Here is a 13,594-nt window from a genome sequence, read left to right as displayed (position 1 = left end):
CTACTTATGCAATATTTTAAGTAAAATTTAAGCAGATTTTAGTCTGCTCTGTTTGAGCTGATCACAATTGCGGCCACTGCTGCTGCGCCAATTACTACGGCACCACCCGTTACTCTTGCTACAGAACGGTCTTTTACAGATGCAATCGCACTTTTCGGGATTGTAACTTCTGTACTGTCTTTTTTACCTTTCGTACCTACGATGTTATCCCCAACAATGTTTTTAAAAAGGATTTTTTCTTTTTTCGAACCGTCTTTTTTCTCTACGATGTAGATTTTACCGGTTTTAAGATTAGAATAATTGTTTTGAGAAATATCTTCGCTATACTTTGTCGTCGCACATGACGAAATCACGAATAATGATGTAAGCAGAGAAGATTTTATTAGTACAGATGCTCTCATTTTAATTTTTTAGTTTTCCAAATTTATAATTTTTTTCGAATATATCTTTTCATTAAAGCGAAAATATCATATTTTTTGAAATATTTAATCGAATATCAATAAATTCTATATTTTAAAAACAATATTCAAAAGTTTTTTTACAGAATTAGTTTGTTCCGCTTCCTACAGCAGCAAAAGTATCTGCCAGATCTTCCGAGGCTTTAACGGTAGCAGAAATAATCACCGCAGCTCCCGCAATTCCGCCGGCTGCAATAATTATAGCTAAACCGGAATTGTCTTTTCTTATTTCTTTGATGTTATTCTTTGCGATAGAAATTCTGTCTTTCCTGCTGGTTCCGATAATGCTGTCTCTTGCAATAGAAGTAACTGTCATTGTTGCTTTGTTGCCATTATTCTGATGAAAGATATATTTATTTCCTGCTTTTACATTTTTATAACCGTCAGGATTTTCTGCTGCGCTGTATTTTAACGAAGTACATGATCCGCAGAAAATAAAAACTGAAAAAAGGATTGTATTTTTCATATCTAATTGATTTGTTGGTTTTATTTCCTGTAAATTTCTAACATCTCTGCCAGTTTTCTTTCATTCGCAAGTCGCGGAATTTTATTTTGTCCACCCAGTTTGCCCTGAGATTTGGCATATTCATTAAAAGCACTCTTTTTAAGTTTTGAAATTTTAAGTTTCTGTAAAATATTTCCGGAAATCAAATCATCATAATAAGAATTTCTGCTTCTGAGCTGACTGTCGAGTTCTTCTTTGAATAATTCTAAATTTTCAGGCTCTTCCTCAAACTCTATAAACCATTCATGGTAAGGGAGTTCGCTCCCTGCATTCACCTGTGGAGCGAGATGGAATTCTGTAATTTTCGCAGGGTATTTCAGAACGGTAGATTTCAGCGCTTCTTCTACTTCAAAAGCAATAACGTGTTCACCAAAAGCTGAAGTAAAATGTTTTGTTCTTCCGCTCACCAGAATTCTGTGTGGGTTTTTATCAATAAACCTGACAACATCGCCGATGGAATACGCCCAAAGACCTGAATTGGTGGTTAAAATTAATGCATAATCTTTATTCAATTCCACATCTTTTAAAGTAATTCTTTCGGCATCCGGTTTTCCATATTGTTCCAATGGAATAAATTCGTAGAAAATGCCGTGATTGGTCAAAAGTAAAAGTCCGTCTTTGGTATAATCATCCTGAAAGGCAAAGAATCCTTCGGATGCAGGAAATGTCTGCACGATATCTGCTTTTCCTCCCAAAAGAAATTCCATTTTATCTTTGTAAGGTTCGTAGTTTACGCCACCCGTGACAATCAGTTGAAGGTTTGGGAAAATCTGTTTAATTTTTTTTCCGTGCTTCTCGGTCAGTTTTTCAAAGTACATCACCAGCCACGGCGGAATTCCTGAGATTAAAGTCATGTTTTCGCGCTCGGTTTCTTCCACAATTTTATCCACTTTGGTTTCCCAGTCTTCAATCAGATTGGTTTCCCAGCTTGGCAGTCTGTTTTTCTGAAGGTAATTTGGGATGTGATGTGCTACAATACCGGAAAGTCTGCCGGTTTTAATCCCAAAAACCTCTTCCAGTTCCGGACTTCCCTGTAGGAAAATCATTTTTCCGTTAACGAAATCGGCATTGTTTTTTTTTGCAATGTAATGGAAAAGTGCGCTCTGAGCCCCCTTCACCTGAAAAGGCATTCCTTCTTTGGAAATCGGGATGTATTTTGAGCCTGATGTAGTGCCTGATGTTTTGGCAAAATATTCGGGAACTTCAGGCCAGAGAATGCTGCGCTGCCCTTTTTTTACTTTCTCGATGTAAGGTTTAAGGTCTTCATAATCATTAACCTTTACTTTTTCCTGAAAATCTTTTACTGTTTTGATGTCTTCAAAGTTAAAAGTCCTGCCGAAAAGTGTTTTTTCAGCAGTTTTAACCAGAGAGAGCAGGAGTTTTTCCTGCAGCTGAGGTCCGTTTTTTTTGAAACTTTCAGTTTGGGCGACATGTTTTTTCGCCCACATTACAGCAATATTTTTCTTCAGGAAATTTAGCATGGTTCAAATTTATAAATAAAGCAGTTTTGCACAATCAAAAAAACCGATGAATATCATCGGTTCTGTTATATTTTTAAAACAAAAATTATTTGTTTACCTTAAATCTTTTGTCTGGCGTGCCGTCTTTTTTTAATTTTTGGTTTTCTTTATACCTTCTGTCGGGAGTTCCGTCTTTTTTAAGTTTTGCTGCCGGTTTTGCTGAGGGCTTAGCTTCAACGGTTTTTACGGTTTTAGTTGTCTTAGGAGCGGCTTTTGTTACGGGAGCTACTTGCTGTGCCTGGGCAATTCCTAATCCGATGATCAGAAAAACTGCTGTGATCAATTTTTTCATGTGTCTATTTTTAAATTCAAATCAAAGATAAATAAATATTTGTCACACAGGAAGCAGGTTTAAAGTTTAAGTTTCTTTTAATAAAAAAACCTGCACGTTATCGATGCAGGTTGTCAAGTGAATTTCTGAAATCTTATCGCGTACAGTTAGCTGTCCACGTTTTTCCGTCTTTGTTGTAAGCAATTTTAAGGTCATTGTTGTCAATTCTTACATAAACAAGTGCGGTAGAACCTACAGAAATTAAAGAATTGTCTCCCTGTTTCTGAAATTCCAGTCCGTTAAGATCAGGGATTCCGTTGCTGAATGCGAAATTATACTTCGTACCGCTTGCAATTTTAGTTACAAAAACGCTTCCGTCATTCGTACTGATGTTGTTAGAGCCTTCATTGAAAGAAATACTTCCTTTGTAAGTTCCAGCGAAGAAATCATTGTCTGCCGGATCATCATCATCCTTACATGATGACAGACTTACTAGAGTGAACATTACAAGCATCAAAGCTCCGAAAATTTTCATTAAATTTTTCATAATACCTAAATAGTTTTGGTTAGGTTATGGTCATTTCCAAATCGTGTGCCGAAGGAATTCATAATTGCTTATTTTTAACGAAAATTTGCGCTATTTAGGTTTTCTTATGATTGTTAAATATGATATTGGATAATTTTTGGATTTTTTAAGAATTTTTCTGCACGCTATTTTCTTCGGTGGTAATCTGATTCTTTTATCATAAAAAACGAAGTAAAAATTGGACTGTATCCATTTGCTGAACATTAATTTTCATATTTTTGCAGGCCTTTACGATTTCAGGAACAATTCTTGAAATCGCTTTTGTCGTTTCATCCCATTTATTATGCAGTTAAAAAATATCAGCGAAACCCTTCTTCCCGCTTTCCTTAAAAACGAATTTGGAAAAGACATCTTTGCCACGTTGCAACAGGAAAATCATGTTTCTGTAAAAGGCTTTGCAGGTTCGGCAGTTTCAATTTTTGCGGCAGAACTTTTTCTTACTCAGAAAAAAACCATCTTATATATAATAGATGACAAAGAAGATGCGCTGTATGTAAGTACAGAAATGGAGGATCTTCTGGGCAAAGAAAAAGTGCTGTACTTCCCTGCCACACACATGGAACCTTATCAGGTGGAAAAAACTCAGAATGCAAATCTTGTTCTCCGTACAGAAGTTTTGAATAAAATCAATGCCGGGAAGTATCCTAAAATGATTGTAGCTTACGCGGGTGCTTTATCTGAAAAAGTTCTGAAAAAAGAAGACTTCAAAGCGATTTCGCATAACATAAAAGTGGGAGATCAGCTTGATTTTGATTTTGTGGATGAACTTCTCAATCATTATCATTTTAATCAAACCGATTTTGTCTCCGAGCCTGGCGAGTTTTCAGTACGCGGCGGGATTGTAGATGTTTTCTCATTTTCCAACGAAAAACCTTACAGAATCACCTTTTTTGGAAATGAAGTGGAAAATATCAAAACTTTTGACATCGAGACTCAGCTTTCGGTTTCAAAAGTAGAAAGCTTCCAGCTGGTTTCAAACATGAATTTTTCGGTGGCAGGAACTAAAGTTTCTCTTCTCGAAATCTTACCAAAAGAAACTTTAATTGTCTCTAAAAATCTTGAATCGGCAAAGCAGAAACTCAAAAGTTTTTACGAAAAAGCCTTAGAAAAATATGACGGTCTAAACAAAGATATTGCCCACCGAAGCCCGCAGGAAATATTTATATCTCACGAAGATTTCTTTTTTGAATATAAAAAATTCAAGACTGTTGATTTTTCCAGCATTGCAACATCCGCCATTGATCATCAGACATCCATCGTTTATAGTCAGACTGCACAGCCTTCATTCCATAAAAATTTCGAACTTTTAATAGAAGATCTTGAAGAGAAAGAAGCTGACGGTTTTGAAATGTGGATCTCGTTTTCAGGTGAGAAGCAAAAAGAAAGATTAGAATCTATTTTTGAAGACGTAGGAAGAATAGGCTCTGAAAAACGGGAAATTAAGTTTAAAAGTTTTAAATCTGAACTTCATGAAGGGTTTGTAGATGCCGATAACAAAATTATGGTCTACACAGATCATCAGATTTTTGACCGGTATCAGCGTTATAAAACCAAAAACACTTTTGCTAAATCTGAACAGCTTACTTTAAAAGACTTAATGTCTCTGAAAGTTGGTGATTACATTGCTCACATTGATCACGGAATCGGAAAATTTATGGGTTTGGTAAAGGTAAACAACGACGGGAAAGTGCAGGAATGTTTTAAACTTACCTATAAAAACGGTGACCTTCTGTACGTAAGCATTCATTCGCTGCATAAAATTTCAAAATACAACGGGCCGGACGGGAAAGAAGTGGTTTTAAGCAAACTCGGTTCCCCTGCCTGGAAGTCATTAAAACAGAAAACAAAAGCCAAAGTAAAACAGATTGCTTTTGATCTGATAAAATTATACGCCGAGCGGAAAACAGCGAAAGGATTTTCTTTTGCACCGGATTCTTATCTTCAGAACGAACTGGAAGCGAGTTTTATCTACGAAGACACACCCGATCAGGAAAAAGCAACCATCGATGTGAAAAACGACATGGAAGCAGAAACCGTAATGGATCGTCTGGTTTGCGGTGATGTAGGTTTCGGGAAAACTGAGGTGGCCATCCGTGCTGCGTTTAAAGCGGCAACAGACAGCAAACAGGTAGCTATCCTGGTTCCCACCACGATTTTGGCGTTTCAGCATTACCGGAGTTTTAAGGAACGTCTGAAAGATTTTCCGGTAAATGTTTCTTATCTAAACAGATTCCGTACAGCAAAGCAAAAGGCAGAAACCATCGCCGGTCTCAAAGACGGAAAAGTGGATATCGTCATCGGCACACACCAGTTAGCTTCAGAAAAAGTAAAATTCAAAGATCTGGGTCTTTTAATTATTGACGAAGAGCACAAATTTGGTGTTGCAGTGAAAGACAAACTGAAAACTTTAAAGGCAAACATTGATACACTGACGCTCACGGCAACGCCAATTCCGCGTACGCTGCAGTTTTCTCTTATGGCAGCGCGGGATCTGTCGGTTATTAAAACGCCACCGCCAAACCGTCAGCCTGTGGAAACGCAGATTGTAAGCTGGGACGAAGAAATTATCCGTGATGCGGTTTCTTATGAGCTCCAGCGGGACGGGCAGGTTTACTTTATCAACAACAGAGTAGAAAATCTGAAAGATATTGCAGGTTTGATTCAGCGTCTCGTTCCGGATGCTAAAGTGATTACCGGGCACGGCAAGATGGAAGGCAAACAGCTTGAGCAGAACGTTCTTGATTTTATGGACGGAAAATACGACGTTCTGGTATCTACAACCATTGTAGAAAGTGGTGTGGATGTTTCTAATGCCAACACTATTTTCATTAATGATGCGCAGCGTTTCGGGATGGCAGATCTTCACCAGATGCGCGGAAGGGTGGGGCGCAGCAACAGAAAAGCGTTTTGTTACCTCATCACACCTCCGTTTGATATGATTACATCTGATGCTAAAAAAAGGCTGGAAGCAATAGAGCAGTTTTCAGATTTGGGAAGTGGTTTTCAGATTGCGATGAAAGATCTGGAAATTCGCGGTGCCGGAGATTTACTGGGAGGCGAGCAGAGCGGTTTCATCAACGAAATGGGCTTTGAAACCTATCAGAAAATGATGCAGGAAGCACTGGAAGAACTGAAAGACGATGATGAATTCGGGAGTTTGTTTGAAAATGAGGAAGACCGCCAGAAACTCTTTAAAACAGTAAAAGAAGTCAATATAGAAACTGATCTCGAACTGATGTTGCCGGATTCTTATGTTTCAAGCACAGAAGAAAGGCTGTTGCTCTATCAGAAACTGGCAGATATCGACAATGAAACTGATCTTGAAAAATTTGAAGCTGAACTGAAAGACCGTTTTGGTAAATTGCCGGAAGAAGTGGTCAATCTACTGAAAAGTGTAGCTCTGAAATGGCTCGCTGCAGAAATCGGTTTCGAAAAAATTGTAATGAAAAACGGGATTTTCTTAGGATATTTCCCGTCTAATCCTCAGGATAAATTTTATCAGACCGAAAAGTTCAGAAATATAATTTCGTATTTAACTCAAAATCCGGCTCAGGCACAACTGAAAGAAAAGGCAGGAAAAGAAGGAAATAATCTGATGATGCGTAAAGATAAAGTAAAAAATGTGGATGAGGTCAACAGCTTGCTGAAGGCGATTCTTGGGAAATAGCATTCATTACAATCTAAAAGTCTAAAAATGTGTTTTAGACTTTTTTTTTGCAGAAACTGGAAAAAAAATCCCATGTTATTGAAAATAATTTATATTTGTGACTTATAAATTAAAAACGTATGACTAAAAACAAATTTATTACTACAGCGGCTGCGTTGCTTCTTGGTTTTCTTTTTTCCTGCGATAATACTACAGCAGACCCCATCAATAACAGCCTTAACAATCCTAATAATCCCGGTGGAAGCAGTGGAGGAGGTGCCACGATTCTGGGGCCAAGAATCCTTCATAAAGTAACGGTAAACAATGTTACAAATCAAGAGTTTTTTACCACCGGAAATACTTTAGACAAAGCAGTTTTTCTGGAATCTGGTGCTCCGAATTCATTTGTTATAGGAAGGGTTACTTACACATCAGGCAAAGTTACAAAAGTTAAATATGAGCAGGAAGTAAATGGGTCTGTGCCTGCAAACAGCCTTTCTTACGAATATAATCTTACTTATGATGCCAATGGGAAGATCAATTATACCACCTGCACAACGATGGCAGGAACAATGCCAAGTTTTAACAGCGAATATACCTATACGTACGATGGTTCCGGTAAAATGACGAAGATTGTAGAAAAGAAAAAATCTGGCACTACGTATACTCATTTTTCTAATTATACCATTACCAACGCCGGAGATAATATCAGCAAAGTTGCTGTAGAAACAGGTATGACAAGTGCAACCGGGGTACCGGATATGTCTACCGTGGTTGCCAGTACTTCGTATAATTTTGATGGCTACGATACTAAAATTAATCCTTACACTACACTGCCAAAAGCTTTTTTTGTAACATGGAGTCTGTTGCATCCTCTGAATTTTTCCAGTCTTTCTGCAAACAATGTAATGAGTTTTACAGTGGTAAATCCTTCTCCAATGCCATCAATTCCCGGGGCATATACTTATCTGTACGATTCTCAGAATTACCCTGTTTCAGATCAGAGCCAAATGCAGAAGTATATTTATAAAGCTTTGTAAGAAATATCAACAGTAATTAAAACACGATACTTAAAGTCATTCTTCTATTGGATGGCTTTTTTTGCTTTTAAAAGATGTAGTAAAAGGTATTTTAAGATTTTTAAAATCTTAATTTTGTAAACACTTAACTTATCAGGTTGTATACAGTTCTTTTTTCAGAGACGTCCATGGGGAAGGTCTTGCCGGTATTTTCCTGATCAAAAACTATCGGTTTGCAATTTAATATTTATCTGATGAAAAATAACTGCTTGAAATTTGTATTTTCTGTTTTGTGAACATAATTTTTAAATATTTAAAGAAATGACAGTCGAATTATAATTAATTCGTTAAATTTTCACTATTATTTTGTCACATTCTGTATAAGAAAGTGTTTCTTATGTAAAAAAAAATTATATTTGTGGAAAATATAAGTAATCTCTTTGAAAATGAAACAACTCTTCTATTTTATATTGCTGGTTGCAGGTTTGTCTTCTGTACACTCTTGTAAAGATTTGGTGGATGAAGAAGGAAATCCGCTGATTGGCCTTAACGAAAACAGTGGTCTTATCGGGCCGAGATCTTTATTCAGAGAAATTACAAATTCTGATACCATTGCAGAGTACCGTTATAACGGTCTTTTGGTTTCTAAAGTTCTTACCAAAGGAAAATCCACAAGATCTGTTACAGATATGATGTGGAGCGGTGATAAAATAAGCAAAATTACATTCTACGGATTCTTAGATGAAGACAAAGACGGAAGTTTGGATGCAGACAGTGTTGCTTACACTCAGCTGCTTACTTACGGCGCTGGTGGAAGATTAACGATTATCGCAGAAAACAGAACTACTTACAAAAAAGTAATTCCCCCGGGAGGAACTGTTCCGGCATTGCCATGGCTGGTAGATAAAAAGTACAAAAAAATCTACAATCTTGAGTACGCAGCTGGTACAGACAAGCTGAGCAAAATTACCATGAGAAATGGTGAGGAAGTTACAGGTATGCCTTTTGATTACAGCATGTATTCAGTTTCAAACTACACTTTTACAGGTGACAATGTTACTACTGTAGACAGAAATTACGGTACAATTACAGGAGGAACCTTCGGGACACCTACAGAAAAGTATAAGTACGAGTATTCTACATTCGATACACAAATCAACCCTCACACCCTGTTGCCGTTTGCATATAAAATTTCTGCATTACTTTCTACAAGAGTAAATGATGAGAAGAGCCAGAGTCTTTCTATCAACAACCCTAGAAGATATACGGTTACAGATATGGTGCCACCAATCCCTACACCAATTGTATTTACTACCAATTATCTGTATGATCCTCAGACGTATATGACTGTTGGTTTCGGTGTAAATTATATTTATAAGCCGCAATAGAAACAGCATTTTACAATATTTAGCCCTGTCTTTTTAGAGACGGGGCTTTTTTTATTTTTAAAAATTTAATTTTGTAAAAAAATCAGCATGAAATACCTTATCGTAGGATTAGGAAATAAGGGAGCCGAATACGAAAATACCCGTCACAATATCGGTTTTAAAGTGGCGGAAAAAATTGCAGAGACTTTAGACACCCCTTTTAGTACCAGTAATTTTGGATGGATGGCAGATGGTAAATATAAGGGCAGGAAAGTCTTTATACTGAAACCGGATACTTACATGAATCTCTCCGGAAATGCCGTGAAATACTGGATGCAGAAAGAAAATATCCCTTTGGAGAATGTATTGATCATTACCGATGATCTTGCTCTTCCTTTCGGGACTTTAAGGATGAAAATGAAAGGTTCTGATGCCGGTCATAACGGTCTTAAAAGTATTCAGGAACAGTTGCAGACTCAGAACTATGCAAGGCTCAGATTCGGTATTTCTGCTGAATTTTCGGAAGGCAGACAGGTAGATTATGTTTTAGGAAACTGGAACGCCGAAGAATCTGAAAAGCTTGCCGAAAGAATAGAAAAATTTGCCAAAGCATCCCTGTCATTCGTCTTTGCTGGAATTGGCAATACAATGACGGCTTTCAACGGAAAATAAAATAAAAAGACCATTTCTGAATTGTGAAATGGTCTTTTTTAACTAGACTAATCTGCAATCTGAAATGTCCTCAATCATGTAAACATCAAGCATCCAGCATCCAACACCCAACACCCGGCATCCCACTACATTGCCCGTTTATGCGTAATCACAATATGAGAATTTTCATTGGCTTCATAATCTTTATAAGAAGTTTTAAAACCAAGTAAATCTACCTCAATATCTTCTTCTACTGCCCTGATGTTTGCAAATTCCTGTATCATTTCCAAAACATCTGTAGCAATATATGCTGTTGTTCTTGCATCAAAAATTACTTTAGAATTAGGTTTAATATTTTTCAGCGTCTTTTTGATGGCAGCTTTATTCAGAAAAGAAACTTCTTCAGCCAGCTTTATCGTTATTTCATCAGCGTCATCCAGTTTTTCTTTGCTCAGATAGTACGCACGCTTCATGTTCCCCTGAAGGATATAGAAAACTGAAATTGCAAGACCAATTCCCACGCCTTTCAGCAAATCTGTTGCTACTACTGCCACTACTGTTGCTACAAAAGGAAGAAACTGAAACTTGCCCAGATGCCAGAAGTGTTTAAATGTCGCTGGTTTTGCCAGTTTATATCCTACCAGAAGTAAAACCGCTGCCAGAGTTGCAAACGGAATCATATTTAAAACGACCGGAATAGACAGAACACAAATTAAAAGCAACACACCGTGAATGATACTTGATGCTTTGGAAGTAGCTCCGGCATTGGCATTGGCCGAACTTCTTACCACAACGGAGGTCATTGGAAGGCCTCCTATAAATGAACTTATAAGATTTCCAATTCCCTGCGCTTTCAGTTCAAGATTGGTATCTGTAATTCTTTTCTGCATATCCAGACGGTCTGATGCCTCTATACAGAGAAGTGTTTCAATAGAGGCTACAACTGCAATTGTAGCTCCTGTAAGCCATACTTTCCAGTTGAGAAAACCTGCAAAATCGGGAAGGGTTACGTAATTTTTAAAATCGTCTAAATTTTTAGGAACCGGAAGCGAAACCAAATGTTCTTTCCCGATGGCTAAAGAACTGCCCACTGCTTTAAAGATTTCATTTAATAAAATTCCTAAGGCTACGGCTACCAAGGCGCCTGGAAGAACTTTAAGTCTTTTTAAAGCCGGAATTCGGTCCCAGGACAGAAGCACGGAGAGTGAAACAGCAGTAACAACGATTGCCCCGGGATGTACCGCGCTGAAAAGTTCAGAGAAGTAATTAAAATTAATTCCGTTGTCGAAAATAGATTCGTGGCCTTCATAATCTTTATCAAAGCCGACTGCGTGCGGAATCTGTTTTAAAATGATGATAATTCCAATGGCTGCAAGCATTCCTTCAATCACATTATTGGGGAAATAGTTTGAAATACTTCCTGCCCGCACAAACCCTAAAAAAAGCTGTATAATCCCCGCAATAATCCCTGCACAAAGAAAGAGCTCGAAGGTACCCAGGTCTGTAATTGCGGTTAAAACGATGGCCGTAAGACCGGCAGCAGGTCCCGAAACTGAAATGTTTGAGTTACTTATAGAGCCCACGACGATACCGCCTACTATACCTGCAATTACTCCGGACAATGGTGGCGCTCCCGAAGCCAGTGCAATGCCGAGACACAATGGAAGGGCAACTAAGAAAACCACTAAACCTGAAGGCAGATTTTCTTTCACTCCTCCTGATAAACTTTTATTTTTTTTCATGACTGAAAAAATATTTAAAAAAATGTTGAAATATAGATGAATAGCCGCTGAAATAGCGGCATATAGAAAGCAAAAGCAGTGCACCAACGATGATCAATACACTGCAAAGTTTATCTATGCCTCCGGAGGAGGAGAAAATTTATTGAGATAGGGCGAAAGATGACTGCGGTCATCTGTCTGCACAAAGAGTGCGCCCTGAGAGTCTGGCTCAAAAAACTTCAGGTGATCATACACGCTGAGGGTTTTTGGAAGCGTCTTTTCTACAACAGATAAGAATGATGAATAGTGAGAATGAGTTTCTTCTTCGTTCAGAACCACATTGGTTTTAGCCAAATCCCATTTCATTACAGCAGCAATGCTTGGCAATGCTGTAAAGTTCAATACAATGAGTAATGTGACTATGCTCCAGATTTTCATTCTTTTCTAAGATTTTAGAGAGTTCTTCTGCTCATCGTCCAGGAATCTTCGCTGAGGTTATAGATCTTTTGGATGTCTTTCAATTCTTTTTCGAAATCGATTTCAAGATCAATAATGTTACCTGTTCTCATGTCGAAAACCCATCCGTGTACAACAGGATACTCTTCTGCGATGTACCTTTCCTGCACACATGCCATTTTAATAACGTTGATGCACTGCTCCAGCACATTCAGCTCTACTAATCTGTCATAGCGCTTTTCAGCATCTTCAATACCGTCCAGCTCTGCCTGATGAATTCTGTAAACATCACGGATGTTTCTTAACCACGGATTAAGAATCCCAAGATCCTGAGGAGTCATCGCCGCTTTCACACCACCACAGTTGTAATGACCGCAAACAATGATGTGTTTTACCTTCAGATGAGATACCGCATACTCTACTACAGAAGCTGCGCTCATATCCAAAGCATTTACTACGTTGGCAATGTTTCTGTGTACAAAAACTTCCCCTGGCTTAGCTCCCATCAGCTCTTCAGCGGTTGCTCTGCTGTCTGAACATCCGATGTAGAGATACTCCGGTGTCTGACCGCTTGCCAGTTCTCTGAAAAAATCAGGGTTATCTCCTAGCTTAGACTCTACCCACTTTCTGTTGTTTTCGAAAATAACTTCGTACGATTGTGACATAAAAATAAATATTTAAAGGTTATAATTATTTGTTTCGTTTAAATTATTTTCAGTTTTAATAGGTTTCATCAATAATTATACAAATCTACTTTTTTTGTTTCAGTATAAAAATTTTTTTAACAATGTTTAATATTTTCAGATCTGATTGTTGATATAGCCCTCTGTAGCAGTATCGTTAGGATATATTTTAGCTGGATTTCCCGCCACTACAGAATTATCCGGTACATCAAAGTTAACATAAGCGTTTGGAGCTACCAAAACATTTGTTCCGATGTTTACATTTCCTACAATAACCGCATTAGGGCCTATCCAAACCTGATCGCCGATTACAGGGTATCCTTCATTTTTGCCTCTGTTCTGTTGCCCAATGGTTACACCCTGAGCAATATTGCAGTTTTTCCCGATTTTAGCTTTAGGATTAATCACAAGACTTCCCCAGTGTCCCAGATAAAAACCTTCTCCAATTTCTGTTTCAGGATAAATCTGAAAACCGTATTTGATCTGGAAATGTCTTAAAACTATTCTCCAGTACAGGCTTAAAACCGGTGTTTTACTGTATTTCTGAGTTTTTCTTAAAATATAAATAAAATGTAGGTTGGGATTGAGACATTTAATCCAAATATTAAAAGTGGAAAGCCATTTACCGCTTTCTCTGTAAAAATCTTTTTGAATAGTAGAGTAGTGATCTGCCATACAACAAAGGTAGAAAAATCTGAATCAGTTTTAAAA

General features: G+C 37.7%; 13 protein-coding genes. 4 read left to right on the top strand and 9 right to left on the bottom strand.

What is annotated here, in order from left to right; translation table 11 throughout:
- Window positions 1-38 precede the first annotated feature (38 nt).
- From ASG31_RS16825 to ASG31_RS16805, 5 genes are all read right to left on the bottom strand, one after another.
- Window positions 39-401 carry a hypothetical protein gene (locus ASG31_RS16825; RefSeq protein WP_056035504.1) on the bottom strand — a complete coding sequence of 121 codons (363 nt, stop codon included), beginning with the start codon at window positions 399-401 and terminating at the stop codon, window positions 39-41.
- Window positions 402-546: 145 nt separating this feature from the next.
- Complete coding sequence (locus tag ASG31_RS16820) at window positions 547-924, bottom strand: hypothetical protein (protein WP_056035501.1); 378 nt, start codon at window positions 922-924, stop codon at window positions 547-549.
- Between the two features lie 20 nt (window positions 925-944).
- Window positions 945-2,444 (bottom strand): GH3 auxin-responsive promoter family protein, encoded by a 1,500-nt coding sequence (locus ASG31_RS16815; protein WP_056035498.1) that lies wholly within the window; start codon window positions 2,442-2,444, stop codon window positions 945-947.
- Window positions 2,445-2,529: 85 nt separating this feature from the next.
- Window positions 2,530-2,775 carry a hypothetical protein gene (locus tag ASG31_RS16810; RefSeq protein ID WP_056035495.1) on the bottom strand — a complete coding sequence of 82 codons (246 nt, stop codon included), beginning with the start codon at window positions 2,773-2,775 and terminating at the stop codon, window positions 2,530-2,532.
- A gap of 133 nt (window positions 2,776-2,908) precedes the next feature.
- On the bottom strand, window positions 2,909-3,301 hold the full coding sequence (locus ASG31_RS16805) for a hypothetical protein (protein WP_056035492.1): 393 nt from the start codon (window positions 3,299-3,301) through the stop codon (window positions 2,909-2,911).
- 322 nt (window positions 3,302-3,623) lie between these two features.
- Between ASG31_RS16805 and mfd the strand changes: the two genes are divergently transcribed.
- The 4 genes from mfd (at window position 3,624) to pth (ending at window position 10,044) form a co-directional block, all read left to right on the top strand.
- Entirely contained in the window at window positions 3,624-7,007 is a 3,384-nt protein-coding gene (gene mfd, locus ASG31_RS16800; protein WP_056035489.1) for a transcription-repair coupling factor, read from the top strand.
- A gap of 119 nt (window positions 7,008-7,126) precedes the next feature.
- Window positions 7,127-8,026: a hypothetical protein gene (locus tag ASG31_RS16795; protein ID WP_056035486.1), complete on the top strand. Its 900-nt coding sequence runs from the start codon at window positions 7,127-7,129 to the stop codon at window positions 8,024-8,026.
- A gap of 425 nt (window positions 8,027-8,451) precedes the next feature.
- A complete protein-coding gene (locus ASG31_RS16790; protein ID WP_056035482.1) occupies window positions 8,452-9,393 on the top strand; it encodes a hypothetical protein in 942 nt (313 codons plus the stop codon).
- Window positions 9,394-9,480: 87 nt separating this feature from the next.
- The gene (pth, locus tag ASG31_RS16785; protein ID WP_056035477.1) at window positions 9,481-10,044 is read left to right on the top strand and encodes an aminoacyl-tRNA hydrolase; all 564 of its coding nucleotides are present in this window, start codon (window positions 9,481-9,483) and stop codon (window positions 10,042-10,044) included.
- Between the two features lie 125 nt (window positions 10,045-10,169).
- On the opposite strand, the gene ASG31_RS16780 is transcribed toward pth, so the two are convergent.
- The 4 genes from ASG31_RS16780 to ASG31_RS16765 all read right to left on the bottom strand — a co-directional run bounded on the left by ASG31_RS16780 (window position 10,170) and on the right by ASG31_RS16765 (window position 13,558).
- A complete protein-coding gene (locus ASG31_RS16780) occupies window positions 10,170-11,765 on the bottom strand; it encodes a SulP family inorganic anion transporter (protein WP_056035473.1) in 1,596 nt (531 codons plus the stop codon).
- A gap of 114 nt (window positions 11,766-11,879) precedes the next feature.
- Entirely contained in the window at window positions 11,880-12,182 is a 303-nt protein-coding gene (locus ASG31_RS16775; protein ID WP_056035470.1) for a hypothetical protein, read from the bottom strand.
- A 14-nt stretch (window positions 12,183-12,196) separates the two neighbouring features.
- A complete protein-coding gene (locus ASG31_RS16770; RefSeq protein WP_056035465.1) occupies window positions 12,197-12,865 on the bottom strand; it encodes a carbonic anhydrase in 669 nt (222 codons plus the stop codon).
- A gap of 135 nt (window positions 12,866-13,000) precedes the next feature.
- Window positions 13,001-13,558 carry a serine acetyltransferase gene (locus tag ASG31_RS16765; protein WP_056035462.1) on the bottom strand — a complete coding sequence of 186 codons (558 nt, stop codon included), beginning with the start codon at window positions 13,556-13,558 and terminating at the stop codon, window positions 13,001-13,003.
- Window positions 13,559-13,594: the final 36 nt, after the last annotated feature.

Source organism: Chryseobacterium sp. Leaf404, assembly GCF_001424145.1.
In the GTDB taxonomy this organism is placed as follows: domain Bacteria; phylum Bacteroidota; class Bacteroidia; order Flavobacteriales; family Weeksellaceae; genus Chryseobacterium.
The sequence above is the reverse complement of the archived record's forward strand: the minus strand, read 5'-3'. Positions and strand labels throughout refer to the sequence as shown.